The organism is Pseudomonas sp. MWU16-30316, from assembly GCF_020515645.1.
GTDB lineage: Bacteria > Pseudomonadota > Gammaproteobacteria > Pseudomonadales > Pseudomonadaceae > Aquipseudomonas > Aquipseudomonas cerasi.
In genome coordinates, this window is record NZ_JAIZAZ010000004.1 from 312,694 (window position 1) to 327,396 (window position 14,703).

The window sequence follows — 14,703 nt, forward strand, 5'->3', positions numbered from 1 at the left end:
TTATCGCACGGACAACGCCAGCATGAACGCCGCGACGATGCCGCATACGGCGAACAGTTGTTGCAGGCGTGGGCCGGCGAGGTAGCGGGCGACTTGTCTGCCGATGATCAGGCCGACGACTGCACCCAGCGCAAACGGCGCACCAACCGCCCAGTGCATTACCCCGCTCAGTGACGCGGTGATAACGCTGCCCATCGAAACCAGGGCGATCACCGCCAGTGACGTCGCCACGACACTCTTCATGTCCAGGTCGCTGTAGCGGGTCAACGCCGGAATGATCACGAACCCGCCGCCCACCCCCAACAAACCAGACAGCAACCCGGAGCCCACGCCGGTCAGCGTCAGTGCGCGCAGGCAGGGCATGGTCCAGCGCAGGCGGCCCTGCAACGGGTTGAGCACGCAGGGCAGGATCTCTGCGCGCGGCGCCGGCTTTCCGTGGCGCAATTCGCGGCTGGCCCTGATGAACATGCGTCCACAGGCGTACAGCAGCACAACCGAAAAGACCAAGGCCAGCGGCGTATTGGGCAGTCGATGAGCGAGCCACAGGCCCAGAGGCGCCATCAGTACACCAATGGACGCGATGTACCCGGCCGCGCGATAGCGCACGATGCCCTGGCGCAGCCCCAACACCGCACCGATCCCCGCCGCCAGCCCTACGGCCAGCAGACCGACAGGTGCCGCTTCGACAATCGACAGACCGAGACCGAAGACCAGCAGCGGCACGGCGAGAATGCCGCCCCCCGCTCCGGTCAGCGCCAGTACCATGCCGATGATGGTTCCCAGACCAACGCCCAGTAACTGATGCTCATCCATGCCGGGTGTCAGCCTTTTTCGGTTTGGCCAGCAATTCACGGCCCTTGAGCATGCCATGCCAGTACAGCGCGGGCAGCACTCGCGCTTTCAACCACCAGGCCAGTCGGGTCGGCTGGCGACCCTCCAGCAGCCAGCGCGGAAAGCTCGGCGCGACCTTGCCGCCATAGGTGAATTCGGCCAGCACAATGCGGCCTTTCTCGACCGTCAACGGGCACGAGCCATAACCGTCATACACAGCGGATTCACCCCGACGACCCAGCGCGACCAGCACGTTGTTGGCCACCACCGGCGCCTGCTTGCGTGCCGCTGCAGCGGTCTTGGCATTGCTGGTATTGGTGACATCGCCCAAGCCATGCACATTGGCGAACTGGCGGTGCTTCAGCGTGGCAGGGTCCACGTCCACCCAGCCTGCGGCATCGGCCAGCGGGCTGCTGCGGATGAAGTCGGGGGCAATCTGCGGCGGCACTACGTGCAACATTTCGAAGCTTTGCTCGACGGTCTCGCTGCTGCCATCGGCCTGCATGCGGATGAACGTAGCACGCTTGCCAGGCCCGTCGACGGCGACCAGCCGATGGCTAAACCTGAGGTCGATGGCGTAGCGCTCGACGTACTTCATCAGCGCTGGCACATAGTCGGCGACACCGAACAGCACGCCACCGGCGTTGTAGAACTGCGTATCGATCTGCGCGAGACGGCCGCTTTTCAACCAGTGATCGCAGGACAGGTACATCGCCTTCTGTGGCGCACCGGCGCACTTGATCGGCATGGGCGGCTGAGTGAACAGCGCGCGGCCCTGTTTCAGGTTCTGCACCAGCTTCCAGGTGTAGGGCGCCAGGTCATAGCGATAGTTGGAGGTCACGCCATTGGCCCCGAGCGTTTCCACCAGCCCGTCGATGGCCGACCAGTCCAGCTTCAGGCCGGGGCAGACCACCAGTTGCTGATAACCGAGCACGCGGCCGTCGCCCAGCGTCAGCGCATTGTGCTGCGGCTCGAAGGTCGCTACTGCAGCCTTGATCCAATGCACGCCTTTTGGAATCAGCGAAGCCATGCTGCGCGCCGTCGACTGCGGGGTGAAAATCCCCGCACCGACCATGGTCCAGCCGGGCTGGTAATAATGGGTATCGGCGGGGTCGACCAAAGTGATTTGCAGGGTAGCGTCGCGGGCGAGCAGGCTTGCGGCAGTGGCGATACCGGCAGCACCGCCACCGACGATCAGGATCTGACAGGTTGTTGTCGAAGCATTCATCACAGGGTTTCCCAAGGCGGGCAGCGGTCAAAGGGCATTGAGCGGGATCTTCAGGTAGACGACGCCGTTGTCTTCCGGCTCGGGAAAGTGTCCGCAGCGCATGTTGACCTGCACCGCAGGCAGCATCAGCACCGGCATGTCCAGCGTCGCGTCGCGGGCTTCGCGCATGCCGACGAACGCGTCTTCATCCACACCGTCGTGCACATGGATATTGCTGGCGCGCTGTTCGGCAACCGTGGTCATGTATTTCAGCTCACGGCCATTGGGCAGGTAGTCGTGGCACATGAACAGCAGGGTCTCCGGCGGCAGCGCCAGCAGTTTCTTGATCGAGCGATACAGCGTGCGCGCATCGGCCCCCGGGAAGTCACACCGGGCGGTGCCGTAATCAGGCATGAACAGCGTATCGCCGACAAACGCGACCGTGGCGTCACCGACTTGCACCAGGTAACTCATGCACGCCGGCGTGTGCCCGGGCGTGTGCATGGCCTTGACCTCAAGCGTGCCGAGGGCGAAAGACGCGTTGTCTTCCAGCAGCACATCGAACTGGCTGCCATTGCGCGCAAAGTCAGGCGGCGCGTTGAACAGCGTGCCGAAGGTTTCCTGCACGGCGGTGATGTGGCTGCCAATGACAATTTGCCCACCCAGCCTCTGTTTCAGATACGGCGCTGCCGAGAGGTGATCAGCGTGCACGTGGGTTTCGAAAATCCACTGCACCGAGGCGCCCAGCGCCTGCGCGCGTTCGATCATCCGGTCGGCAGACTCGGTCCTGGTGCGGCCGGACTTGGGGTCGTAATCGAGCACGCTGTCGATCAGCGCACATTGCTTGCTGTGCAGGTCCATCACCAGATAGCTGATGGTCCAGGTATGCGTGTCGAAGAGCGCTTCGACATGGAGTTTTTCACCGATGATCATGTGCAATTCCCATGGCTGTAAATCGCCTCAAGGCCCGTTTGGCCAGGCCGGACGTTTGGCAGTCGTTGCCATGATGTCTCAATAACCATGCCAATCACTGCAAAGCCTGTTCAGCCCAGTAAATAAAGGCATTAGGAATTCTTTAAGAGCACCTGGATCAACTGACAAACCTGCGGACTGCCACATTCTGGCAGTCATTTGGCAGTCCATGGCACACGCTGGCAGACGGATGGGTTAAGCTGCGCCCAGCCCACAGGAGCCCCCATGAACCTCATCGCCACCGATTTTCCCGGCAGTCGCATGCAGTCGCTGGTGTCATACCTCGAACATGATCTGCGACCGACCATCGTGCTCGACACCGACTACAACATCATTGCCGCCAACACCGCCTACCAGCGCCAGTTCGGCGTCGAAGGCACGCCGCATGTGGGCGAGAAGTGTTATCGGGTGTCGCATCAGTTTGCGGTGCCGTGCGATCAGGCCGGCGAGCATTGCCCGATGCGCAAGGCCCATGAAACACGGCTTCCGGAGCGTCTGCTGCACATTCATCACACTCCGCGCGGCCCGGAGCATGTGGATGTCGAGCTGCGGCCGATTCTCGATGATCAGGGTGAGGTGATCGCTTATGTCGAGCGACTGAGCTCGGTGGCGGTGGCATCCGTCCAGCCGCAGCAACACGGGCTGGTGGGGCGCTCGGCGGCGTTCAAGGAGGTGCTGAGCGCTCTGCAACGTGCGGCGCCCGCGCAGATTCCGGTGTTACTGCAGGGCGAGTCGGGCACCGGCAAGGAATTGTTCGCGCGCGCACTGCACGCCAGCAGCGCCAGGTCCGCCGGGCCGCTGGTGGTGGTCGATTGCACCGGACTTACCGAAACACTGCTGGAGAGCGAGCTGTTCGGCTATGAGAAGGGCGCATTCACGGGCGCATTGCAGCGCAAGACCGGTCTGGCTGAAGCCGCTCATGGCGGGACGCTGTTTCTTGATGAGATTGGTGAGGTGCCGCTGGCCATGCAGGTCAAGCTGTTGAGGCTGATCGAATCGGGCAGTTTTCGTCCGGTGGGCAGCCTGCGCACGGTGCACTCGGATTTTCGGCTGGTGGTGGCCACGCACAAACCGCTCCGGGAGATGGTCGCCGACGGCAGCTTTCGTCAGGATTTGTTTTACCGCATCAGCGCCTTTCCGATTCGCCTGCCGGCCCTGCGTGAACGCAGTGATGACCTGCCGCTGCTGATCGACAGCCTGCTGCAACGCATCGCGCCCGGCGCTGCTCCGCGTGTCGACGCCGAGGCCATGAAGCTGCTGAGTTTGTACAGTTACCCCGGCAACATTCGCGAGCTGCGCAACATACTCGAACGCGCCCGTTTATTTACCGACGACGGCATCATTCGCGCGCAGGACCTGCCCGTCGAGGTGCGCGGCCAGGGCGAAGCGGGTGGTGTGAAGTACCGCCAGCAGGACGACGGCCTGGAGAAACTCGCCCATGCACTGCGAGTGTTCAATGGCTCGCGCAGTGAGCTGGCCAGAGAGCTGGGACTGAGCGAACGCACCCTGTACCGACGTTTGCGTGCCCTAGGGATTCCGCGCTGAAGCGTGAGGAACGATCATCACAACTATCGTGCGGCGCTCCGCGTCGCATACCGTTCTGGACGCTCCGCGTCCTCTTGACGACGCAGAGCGTCGAGAACTGCATTCCCACGCTGGAGCGTGAGGAACGATCATCGCAACTATCGTGCGGCGCTCTGCGTCGCATGCCTTTCCGGACGCTCCGCGTCCTCTTGACGACGCAGAGCGTCGAGACCTGCATTCCCACGCTGGAGCGTGAGGAACGATCATCGCAACTATCGTGCGTCGCTCCGCGTCGCATGCCTTTCCGGACGCTCCGCGTCCTCTTGCGACGCAGAGCGTCGAGAACTGCATTCCCACGCTGGAGCGTGCGGAACGATCATCGCAACTATCGTGCGGCGCTCCGCGTCGCATGCCTTTCCGGACGCTCCGCGTCCTCTTGGCGACGCAGAGCGTCGAGACCTGCATTCCCACGCTGGAGCGTGAGGAACGATCATCGCAACTATCGTGCGGCGCTCCGCGTCGCATGCCTTTCCGGACGCTCCGCGTCCTCTTGACGACGCAGAGCGTCGAGACCTGCATTCCCACGCTGGAGCGTGAGGAACGATCATCACAACTATCGTGCGGCGCTCCGCGTCGCATGCCTTTCCGGACGCTCTGCGTCCTCTTGACGACGCAGAGCGTCGAGACCTGCATTCCCACGCTGGAGCGTGAGGAACGATCATCACAACTATCGTGCGGCGCTCCGCGTCGCATGCCTTTTCCGGACGCTCTGCGTCCGCCCTCGAGGGGCTTACTTGAACGTCACAACCCCACCGGCCAAAGACTCGACCCGCGCCAAGGATTCAACGCGATAGCCCTGGGCGTCCAGCTCGGCGCGGCCGCCTTGGAAGGACTTCTCGATCACGATACCCAACCCAGCTACCGTGGCGCCGGCCTGTTTGATGATCGAGATCAGCGCCTGCGAAGCTTTGCCGTTGGCCAGGAAGTCATCGATGATCAGCACCTTGTCGTCGCTGCTCAGATGGCGCGGCGAGATGGCCACGGTGCTTTCCACCTGCTTGGTGAACGAGTACACGGTCGCCGACAGCAGGTTTTCGGTCAGGGTCAGAGACTGGTGCTTGCGGGCGAAGATCACCGGCACGCCCATTTTCAAGCCTGCCATGACTGCCGGCGCGATACCGGAAGCTTCGATGGTCACGATCTTGGTCACGCCAGCGTCGGCGAACAGTCGGGCGAATTCGTCGCCGATTTCCTTCATCAGGGCCGGGTCGATCTGATGGTTGAGAAACGCATCGACCTTGAGCACCTGATCGGACAATACGATGCCTTCTTCGCGAATTTTCTTGTGCAGTGCTTCCACTTCAATTCCTTGGCTGCGCCATTGCGCAATAAATGATCAATATTGTGTCGGCTAGCGTTTCAGCATGGCGCGAATGTCGGCAAGCGCAGTGTTGCCGCGAACCGCTTTGACTTCCGTCGGTGTGTCGTCATTGCCTTCCCAGGCCAGATCGTCCGGGGGCAGCTCATCCAGAAAGCGGCTTGGCGCGCAGTCGATGATTTCACCATACTGCTTGCGCTTGGCGGCGAAGGTGAAGGCCAGGGTCTGCCGTGCGCGGGTGATGCCCACGTAGGCCAGGCGGCGCTCTTCTTCGATGGTGTCGGCCTCGATGCTGGAGCGGTGTGGCAGGATTTCTTCTTCCATGCCCATGATGAACACGTAAGGGAATTCCAGACCCTTGGAGGCGTGCAAGGTCATCATCTGCACACCTTCGGCACCGTCTTCCTCTTCCTGCTGACGTTCGAGCATGTCGCGCAGGACCAGCTTGCCGATGGCTTCCTCGATGGTCATGCCACCTTCTTCGTCCTTTTCCAGCGTGTTTTTCAACGCCTCGATCAGGAACCAGACGTTGCTCATCCGGTAATCGGCAGCCTTTTCGCTGGAGCTGTTCTGCCGCAGCCAGTTCTCGTAATCGATGTCCATGACCATGCTGCGCAGCGCGGCGATGGGATCGTTCTGCGCGCACTGCTGACGCACGCCGTCCATCCAGCGCTTGAAGCGCTGTAAACGGTCGGTGAATCGGCTGTCCAGATGCTCGCCCAGGCCGATCTCGTCGGTGGCGGCGTACATCGACACTTTGCGCTCGGTGGCGTAATTACCGAGCTTTTCCAGCGTGGTCGAGCCGATCTCGCGACGCGGAACGTTGATCACCCGCAGGAAGGCGTTATCGTCGTCCGGGTTCACCAGCAGCCGGAAATAGGCCATCAGGTCCTTCACTTCCTGGCGGCCGAAGAAGCTGTTGCCGCCCGACAGTCGATACGGCACCTGGTGGTGCTGCAATTTCAGCTCGATCAGCTTGGCCTGGTAGTTGCCGCGATAGAGGATGGCGAAATCGCTGTACGGGCGGTCGGTGCGCAGGTGCAGGGTGAGGATTTCCATGGCCACCCGCTCGGCCTCGGCGTCTTCGTTACGGCAGCGGATCACGCGGATCTCGTCGCCGTGGCCCATCTCGGACCACAGTTGTTTTTCGAAGGCGTGCGGGTTGTTGGAGATCAGCACGTTGGCGCAGCGCAGGATTCGGCTGGTCGAGCGGTAGTTCTGCTCCAGCATCACCACTTTCAACGACGGGTAGTCGTCCTTGAGCAGCATGAGGTTTTCCGGCCGCGCACCACGCCAGGCGTAGATCGACTGGTCGTCGTCGCCTACTACGGTGAACTGATGGCGCGTGCCGATCAGCAGCTTCACCAGCAGGTACTGGCTGGCGTTGGTGTCCTGATATTCGTCCACCAGCAGGTAACGCACCTTGTTCTGCCACTTTTCCAGGATGTCAGCGTGTTCCTGGAACAGCTTGACCGGCAACAGAATCAGATCGTCGAAGTCCACCGCGTTGTACGCCTTGAGCGTGCGCTGATAGTGGGTGTAGACGATGGCGGCAGTCTGTTCCTTGGGGTTGCGGGCGTTTTCCAGCGCCTCGGCGGGCAGGATCAGGTCGTTTTTCCATGAGCCGATCATGTTCTTGATTTCGTCGACGCCGTCGTCGCCGGAATACTCTTTCTGCATGATGTCGGTCATCAGCGCCTTGACGTCGGTCTCGTCAAAGATCGAGAAGCCCGGTTTGTAGCCCAGCCGCGTGTGCTCCTTGCGGATGATGTTCAGACCCAGGTTGTGGAAGGTCGAAACCGTCAGGCCACGTCCTTCGCCGCCTCTGAGCAGCGTGCCGACCCGCTCTTTCATCTCGCGCGCGGCCTTGTTGGTGAAGGTCATGGCGACAATGTACTGGGCACGAATACCGCAGTTCTGGATCAGATGCGCGATCTTGCGGGTGATCACGCTGGTCTTGCCGGAACCGGCACCGGCGAGCACCAAAAGAGGGCCGCCGACGTAGTTCACGGCTTCCTGCTGCCGGGGATTGAGTCGGGACATGGCGGTATGAAGAGTCGTCTGCAAAAAAGGTCGGGCATTTTAACAGGCCCACGGTTTTGTGCAGTGCTCATCGTCGTCGGACAGTGACAGCTATCTAATTCTTCTGTTTTTGTTACATTTGCGCCGCGACGCGCGATACGTGTATTTGTCGCGCTCCTGCGAGAGTGCGGCCACCGGTTTTTCCTTTGCACTTAGGAAGTTAGATTGCCTACACCTGTCGAACCCTTGCGATTGCTGTTATTGGCGCACGAGCCCTTCTGGCAGGCGCTGCTTAGCGGCTGCCTCACTGCGCCGGGAAGCAACGTGATACTTCTGCATGGCGCGAACTGGGACGTTTTCAGCGCCCGATATGCTAACGAGCGCAATACCGTGCTGCTGACCACCCCTGATCTGCAGCCCAGGACCGGGGCCTGCCTGTTGCCTACCGTGGTGCTGCTCGAGACCGAACCATTGGTCGGACCGACCGGCGTCAGTGACTGGCTGGTGCGCGATGCCTTGACCGGTGACACGCTTCGGCGCTGCCTGCGCTATGTCCACGAGCGCAGTCGCCTGGAAGACAGCCTGCGACGCCTGGTCGGCCAGGACCCGTTGACCGGCATCGCCAACCGCCAGGGATTTCAGGCGCTGCTCTCGGCGCGCTTGAGCGAAGGCGGCAGTGTGGCGCTGGGGCATCTGGACCTGGACAATTTTCGCCGCGCCAACGATGCACTGGGGCATCAGGCCGGTGACCGGCTGATCCTGCAAGTCGTGGCGCGCTTGAAAAACCAGCTCGATGCCGGTGATCAGATCGCCCGCCTGGGGGGCGACGAATTCGCCCTGTTGATTGACACCCGAGCAACCCCCGAACGTGCCCTGCAAATGGCCGAACGTATCACTGACGTGCTGGCCGAACCCTATTGGGTCGATGGCGAAAGCCTGCTGCTGGGTTGCAGCCTGGGCATTGCGCATTCGCAAGCCCAGCCCGAAGCCGACCCGCTGATGTGGCATGCGCATATCGCCATGCGTCAGGCCAAGAGCATGCAGGGCTGTACCTATCACCTGTTCGACGAGCGCATCAACCGCAACGCCCGCAGCCTCGCCGATCTGGAAGGTGAACTGCGACGCGCCTTGCGCCGCGATGAGCTGGAACTGCATTACCAGCCGCGCCTGTGCCTGGACAGCGGGCGTATTGTCGGCCTGGAAGCGCTGGTGCGCTGGCGCCATCAGGAACGCGGGCTGCTGCCGCCCAGCGAATTCGTGCCACTGGCCGAGCAAAGCGGCCTGATCGTGCCGCTCGGCTACTGGGTCATCTTCCGCGCACTGCGTGACATGCAGGCCCTGCGCGAACAAGGCTTTGCCCCACTGCACATGGCGATCAATCTGTCGTTCCGGCAGTTTCAGGACAGTCAGCTGCTGCCGACCTTGAATCGCCTCATCGCGGAACACGATGTCGACGCGCGCTGGCTGGAATTCGAACTGACCGAAACCGCCGTCATGCGGCGCAGCGACCAGGTCCGGCAGACCATGGACGCATTGCGGCAACTGGGCGTGCGCTTTTCGCTGGATGATTTCGGCACCGGCTATTCGTCGTTCATGCACCTCAACAGTCTGCCCATCGCGCTGCTCAAGATCGACATGGGCTTTGTCGCGCAGATGGAGTTACGCGAAGAGAACCGCAAGCTGGTCAACGCCATGATCAATCTGGCGCACAACCTGAACCTGGAAGTAGTCGCCGAAGGTGTGGAAACCGCCGGGCAACTGGAGTTGCTGCGCAGTTTCGGCTGCAATCAGGTGCAAGGCTATCTGATCAGCAGGCCACTGCCGGTGGAAGAACTGGTGACCTATCTGCGCTCGCAAGCCGTGCACGCAGATACATCCAGATCCGGGTGACGGTGCGCCGGATCAGCCCGGCACCGCGACCCCGGCCGCGTCCCGACGTAACAACCGAGCCGTCTTCCATTCGAACGCGTAGGTCAGCGCCACGGCCGAGCAGAACAGGCCCAGCGCCAGCCCCCACCACACGCCCGAAGCGCCGGCATCGGTAGAGAAACCGAGCAACCACGCGGCAGGCGCGGCGATCAGCCAGTAGCAACCCAGGCCGATCAGGAAGGTGGTGCGTGCATCCTTGAGCCCACGAATGGCGCCCATGGCAATGGTCTGGGTGCCGTCGAAGAACTCGAACAGGGCGGCAATGGCCAGCAGTTTTGCCGCCAGTACGACGATCTCGGCAAACGCCGGGTCGTTGATATCCAGAAACAGACCGATGACCAGATGCGGTGCCAGCCAGAACAGCAGCCCGAACATCAGCATCACACAGCCGCCAAAACCGATGCCCAGACGACCGGCCATGCGCACCATCACCAGGTTGCCCGCGCCATAATGCTGGCCGATACGCATGGTGACCGCATAGGACATCCCCACCGGAACCATGAACGCCATGGACACGGTCTGCAGGGCGATCTGGTGCGCCGCCATCTGCGTGCTGCCCATCGCACCCATGCAGAACGCGGCAAAGGTGAACAGGCCGACTTCCACTGCATAGGTGCCGCCAATCGGCAGACCGAGCCGCCACAGCTCGCCCAGGTGACTGCGCGACAGTTTCGAAAGCCCCTTTCTGATCGGGTACGCCGCGTACGCCGGATGCCACCTGATATGCAGCGCCAGGGCCAGGGCCATGCAGTTGGTGACGATCGCGGTGACCAGCCCGATCCCCATCAGCCCGAGGCTGGGCAGCCCCAGCCATTGATGGATCAATGCGTAATTGAGCACGAAGTTCGCTGCCGCACCGGCCAGGCTGATGGTCATCACCGGCCCCGCGCGACCCAGTGCGCTGGTGAAGCCACGCAATGCCATGAAGCTGAGCAGGCCGGGCAGGGCGAAGGGCAGGGTGATCAGAAATTGAGCAGCCATATGCACGTTGGCTTCGGCCTGACCGAACTGCAACAGGATGGGTTCGAGGTTCCACAGCAACAGCGCGGCAACCAGCGCCATGCCCCAGGCCAGCCACAGACCGGCCTGGGTCAGACGGGTCGCGCCTTCAGCGTCACCAGCACCGTGACGGATCGAGACCAGCGTACCGACCGCTGCCATCACACCGACGCAAAAAAACGACACAAAGCTGTACGTGGCAGCGCCCAGACCACCGCCCGCCAAAGCCTCCGGTCCGATCTTGCCCATCATCACGGTGTCGGTGAAGACCATCAGCATGTGCGCCATCTGTGACGCAATCAGCGGCCCCGCCAGGCGCAGGATGATCCAGAGTTCTTTGAGGGCGGACGGCTGCATGGTGACGGTGCTCTACGGCAAAGGGACGATTGAGCGACGTATTCTGGGCAGTTGCTCGACTAAACACAAAACGATAAATCCGATGCTCAGCATGACTAAAACTCATCTGAAGCAATTTTCAGCATTTGCAGTAAAGTAGCCGTTCATCGTCCGCAGGAAGCGCCCCATGCCTCGCAGTCTCCCCCCTCTTTATGCACTAAGGGCTTTTGAAGCGGCTGCGCGGCATACCTCGTTTACCCGCGCGGCCGAGGAACTTTCGATCACCCAAAGTGCAGTAAGCCGTCATATTCGTACGCTGGAAGAGCACTTTGCCTGCCGCTTGTTTCAGCGTAACGGGCGTAACTTGCAGCTCACCGAATCGGCACGCGCGCTGTTGCCCGGTGTGCGCGATGGGTTCCTGGCACTGGAACGCGCCTGCAGCACCTTGCAGACCGAGGAGGGCATTCTGCGCATGAAAGCCCCGTCGACCCTGACCATGCGCTGGCTGCTCGCGCGGCTCAGCCGTTTCCGTCACCTGCAGGTGGGCAACGAAGTGCAACTGACAAGCGCGTGGATGGAAATCGATGCGGTGGACTTTACCCAAGAGCCTTTTGACTGCGCGATTCTGCTCAGCCAGGGTCATTTCCCGTCGGACTGGGACGCCACATTATTGTTTCCCGAGTTGCTGATTCCGGTCGGCGCACCCACGTTGTTGCAGGACCCGCCATGGGACGTGGAGCGGCTGGCAAAGGCTGAATTGCTGCACCCCACTCCTGATCGTCGTGACTGGCGCACCTGGCTGAACCGCATGGGTCTGGCCGATCAGGTGTCGCTCAAAGGCGGGCAAGTATTCGACACCCTCGAGCTGGGAATGATTGCCGCCGCACGCGGCTACGGTGTGTCGATGGGTGATCTGCTGATGGTCGCCGAAGACGTGGCGCAGGCCCGTCTGAGTCTGCCGTGGCGCACGGCGGTGTTCAGTGGCGAAAACTATTATCTGGTCTGGCCGCGTACAAGGCCCGGCGCAGAGCGGTTGCGACGCCTCAGCGATTTTCTCAAGGCGGAGGTGGGCGCCATGAAGTTGCCGTTAGTTGAAGTACTCTATTAAAATTTAGTTTAGTATTGAACTGCCATCATTTGTTAATGTCTCGCTCCGCTCTCAAGTAACGACCTTGATGGCCGAAGCATAGCTTAACGATTGCTCGTTCAAACGGCGTAAAACACCAACTAAATCTATCAGCTGAATGATAAGCCACGGATCCGGCAACTCCAATCATTCGGCACGGAGTCTCTATGTCCAAGCCTCGTACCCGAATTGCTTCGCAACTTGGTATTGCTCTGGCCGTGATCCTGGCGGTGGTTATCAGTGGTAGTACCCTGTTCGCGTTGAGGTCTCTGGACGCGTCCAACCTGGTCATTCGTGAAGAGCACATGTCGAGTGAAGCCAGGCTCCTCGCTGACCAGCTCAACACCTTCCACAGCACGCTGCGCGACAGTACTCAGCGCCTGAGTGGACTGTTCGAAAAACGCTTCGCCGATGGCCTGAGCCTGCAACCCGACAAGCCGGTCACGGTGGCGGGCACGTCCACGCCAGGCCTGTTCCTGCGTGATGCCGTGCTGAACAACGACTTTACCGAAGTCGACGAATTCCGCTCGATGACCGCAGGTGTGGCAACCATTTTCGTGCGCAGCGGCGACGACTTCATCCGTATCAGCACCTCCCTGAGCAAGCAGGATGGCACGCGCGCCATCGGCACGGTACTGGATCGCAAGGGCGCAGCCTACGAGCGTCTGATGGCCGGGCAGAGCTATGTCGGCAAGGCGGTGTTGTTTGATCGCTACTACATGACCCAGTACAGCCCGGTTCGCGACAGCAGCGGCAAGATCATTGCGGCGCTGTTTGTAGGGTTCGATTACACCGATGCACAGAAGACCCAGTTCGATAACCTCAAGAGCTTCCGTATCGGCTCTACCGGCTCGCTGGCGCTGCTCGACGACAAGGGCACCTGGCTGGTGCCACCGGCAGGCGTCAAATCCCTCGACGGTGCCGCGAAGTCAGTGGCCGACCTTGCCAGCAAACCGGGCAAGGCGCAGTTCTGGGATGACGGTGATGACAACTATTACAGCGTCGGCCAGCCGTTCGCTGGCGGCCCCTGGACCGTCATCGCCAGCATGCCGCGCAAGGAAATCAGTGAAGTGACCTGGCACGTCGGCACGCAACTGGCGATCGGCAGTCTGCTGGCCATGCTGATCGCGGTGATCAGTGCCATCTGGCTGTTGCGCAGCAAGCTGCGTCCACTGTCCGAACTGGTACGCCAGGCCGACGCACTGGGTGCAGGCGACCTCAGCGTACGCCTGAATGTGACCAGCAATGACGAGATCGGGCAGTTGTCGGGCAGCTTCAACAAGATGAGCGAAGCGTTGTCATCGATGGTCGCGCATATCCGTACTGCGGCGCAGGAAGTCAGCACCCGCGCCAACGCATTGTCCGGCCTGTCGGGCGGTGCGTTCGAGGGCATGGAGCAGCAATCCGGCGAGATCACCAGCATGGCCGGTGCGGTCGAAGAGTTCAGCGCCACGTCGATGAACATTGCCGACAACATGGGCAATACCGAACGACTGGCACAGGAAAATGCCCAGCAGACACGCATTGGTCGTACTTCGATGGAAGAGGCTTCGTCGTCGCTGCAACAGATCGCCACTTCGCTGAGCAGCACCGCGAAAGTCATCGACACGCTGGGTCAGCGCTCGCAGGAAATCGGCAGCATCGTCGGGGTGATTACCTCGATTGCCGACCAGACCAACCTGCTCGCGCTCAACGCTGCCATCGAGGCCGCACGCGCCGGTGAGCAGGGTCGCGGCTTTGCCGTGGTGGCTGACGAAGTCCGCAGCCTGGCCTCGCGCACCCGTGAAGCCACCGATGAGATTTCCGGCATGATCGCCAGCATCCAGCAAGAAACCGGCAACGCCATCAGCACCATGCAGCAGGGCAACACACTGATGCAGGAAGGCCTGTCGCTCAACGCCAAAGTGGCCTCCGCACTGGCCCAGATCGACGAGCAAAGCCGCTCGGCCGGTCACCAGTTCGCCGCCATCACCACCGCCACCCAGGAACAAAGCAGCACCGCGACCATGCTCAGCAGCAACCTGCAAAGCATCGCCATGGCCAACAGCGAACAGCGCCAGGTCATGTCCAACCTCGCCATCACTGCTCAGGAGCTGAATGGCCTGGCTACAGAACTGCGTCACGAGGTTGACCGGTTCCGATAAGACTGACCGAACAGTGTGCCAATGCTCGGCGTTGGCACGCTGTACCAGACGCTTGCGTCAGGTTCTGAATATCCGCCAAAGCCTGCTATGCCGCTACAGGCGCCACTCGTGTCACCAAGCGTTTCTGGTCAGTTTGCAGGATTAAAGGCCAGGCACTCGACCCCCCCTATACTCCTCCTACACCCCAATGCGGATGCTTCAACAGGATCTACGGTAAACCCCGCCTCCCTAACCA

General features: G+C 61.4%; 10 protein-coding genes. 4 read left to right on the forward strand and 6 right to left on the reverse strand.

Annotated elements, in window-relative coordinates:
- From LCH65_RS16140 to LCH65_RS16150, 3 genes are read right to left on the reverse strand one after another with little or no spacing between them, the layout of a single operon-like run.
- Nucleotides 1–813: a sulfite exporter TauE/SafE family protein gene (locus tag LCH65_RS16140; RefSeq protein ID WP_096120435.1), complete on the reverse strand. Its 813-nt coding sequence runs from the start codon at nt 811–813 to the stop codon at nt 1–3.
- Nucleotides 806–2,059, reverse strand: a complete 1,254-nt coding sequence (locus LCH65_RS16145; protein WP_226439616.1) for an FAD/NAD(P)-binding oxidoreductase — start codon at nt 2,057–2,059, stop codon at nt 806–808. The genes LCH65_RS16140 and LCH65_RS16145 overlap by 8 nt, the downstream gene beginning before the upstream one ends.
- Before the next feature lie 27 nt (nt 2,060–2,086).
- Nucleotides 2,087–2,971, reverse strand: a complete 885-nt coding sequence (locus tag LCH65_RS16150; protein WP_003435144.1) for an MBL fold metallo-hydrolase — start codon at nt 2,969–2,971, stop codon at nt 2,087–2,089.
- A 264-nt stretch (nt 2,972–3,235) separates the two neighbouring features.
- On the opposite strand from LCH65_RS16150, the gene LCH65_RS16155 reads away from it, so the two are divergent.
- The gene (locus LCH65_RS16155; protein WP_003435145.1) at nt 3,236–4,555 is read left to right on the forward strand and encodes a sigma-54-dependent Fis family transcriptional regulator; all 1,320 of its coding nucleotides are present in this window, start codon (nt 3,236–3,238) and stop codon (nt 4,553–4,555) included.
- A gap of 769 nt (nt 4,556–5,324) precedes the next feature.
- Here LCH65_RS16155 and LCH65_RS16160 read toward each other — a convergent pair.
- Together LCH65_RS16160 and rep are read right to left on the reverse strand one after the other, a co-directional pair.
- Entirely contained in the window at nt 5,325–5,894 is a 570-nt protein-coding gene (locus LCH65_RS16160; RefSeq protein WP_044309668.1) for a xanthine phosphoribosyltransferase, read from the reverse strand.
- A gap of 51 nt (nt 5,895–5,945) precedes the next feature.
- Nucleotides 5,946–7,955: a DNA helicase Rep gene (gene rep, locus LCH65_RS16165; protein ID WP_003401585.1), complete on the reverse strand. Its 2,010-nt coding sequence runs from the start codon at nt 7,953–7,955 to the stop codon at nt 5,946–5,948.
- A gap of 204 nt (nt 7,956–8,159) precedes the next feature.
- Between rep and LCH65_RS16170 the strand changes: the two genes are divergently transcribed.
- Nucleotides 8,160–9,824, forward strand: coding sequence for a bifunctional diguanylate cyclase/phosphodiesterase (locus tag LCH65_RS16170; protein WP_054082312.1), 1,665 nt, complete (start codon nt 8,160–8,162; stop codon nt 9,822–9,824).
- A gap of 12 nt (nt 9,825–9,836) precedes the next feature.
- On the opposite strand, the gene LCH65_RS16175 is transcribed toward LCH65_RS16170, so the two are convergent.
- Nucleotides 9,837–11,219, reverse strand: coding sequence for a NorM family multidrug efflux MATE transporter (locus LCH65_RS16175; RefSeq protein ID WP_096106092.1), 1,383 nt, complete (start codon nt 11,217–11,219; stop codon nt 9,837–9,839).
- Nucleotides 11,220–11,385: 166 nt separating this feature from the next.
- Between LCH65_RS16175 and LCH65_RS16180 the strand changes: the two genes are divergently transcribed.
- Together LCH65_RS16180 and LCH65_RS16185 are read left to right on the forward strand one after the other, a co-directional pair.
- Complete coding sequence (locus tag LCH65_RS16180; protein ID WP_003367689.1) at nt 11,386–12,306, forward strand: LysR substrate-binding domain-containing protein; 921 nt, start codon at nt 11,386–11,388, stop codon at nt 12,304–12,306.
- Nucleotides 12,307–12,491: 185 nt separating this feature from the next.
- A complete protein-coding gene (locus tag LCH65_RS16185) occupies nt 12,492–14,468 on the forward strand; it encodes a methyl-accepting chemotaxis protein (RefSeq protein WP_003432666.1) in 1,977 nt (658 codons plus the stop codon).
- Nucleotides 14,469–14,703 lie beyond the last annotated feature (235 nt).

Coding starts and splice junctions, on each gene's coding strand:
- LCH65_RS16140 (WP_096120435.1), bottom strand. CDS start 813: ATGGATGAGCATCAGTTACTGGGCGTTGGTCTGGGAACCATCATCGGC.
- LCH65_RS16145 (WP_226439616.1), bottom strand. CDS start 2,059: ATGAATGCTTCGACAACAACCTGTCAGATCCTGATCGTCGGTGGCGGT.
- LCH65_RS16150 (WP_003435144.1), bottom strand. CDS start 2,971: ATGATCATCGGTGAAAAACTCCATGTCGAAGCGCTCTTCGACACGCAT.
- LCH65_RS16155 (WP_003435145.1), top strand. CDS start 3,236: ATGAACCTCATCGCCACCGATTTTCCCGGCAGTCGCATGCAGTCGCTG.
- rep (WP_003401585.1), bottom strand. CDS start 7,955: ATGTCCCGACTCAATCCCCGGCAGCAGGAAGCCGTGAACTACGTCGGC.
- LCH65_RS16175 (WP_096106092.1), bottom strand. CDS start 11,219: ATGCAGCCGTCCGCCCTCAAAGAACTCTGGATCATCCTGCGCCTGGCG.
- LCH65_RS16180 (WP_003367689.1), top strand. CDS start 11,386: ATGCCTCGCAGTCTCCCCCCTCTTTATGCACTAAGGGCTTTTGAAGCG.
- LCH65_RS16185 (WP_003432666.1), top strand. CDS start 12,492: ATGTCCAAGCCTCGTACCCGAATTGCTTCGCAACTTGGTATTGCTCTG.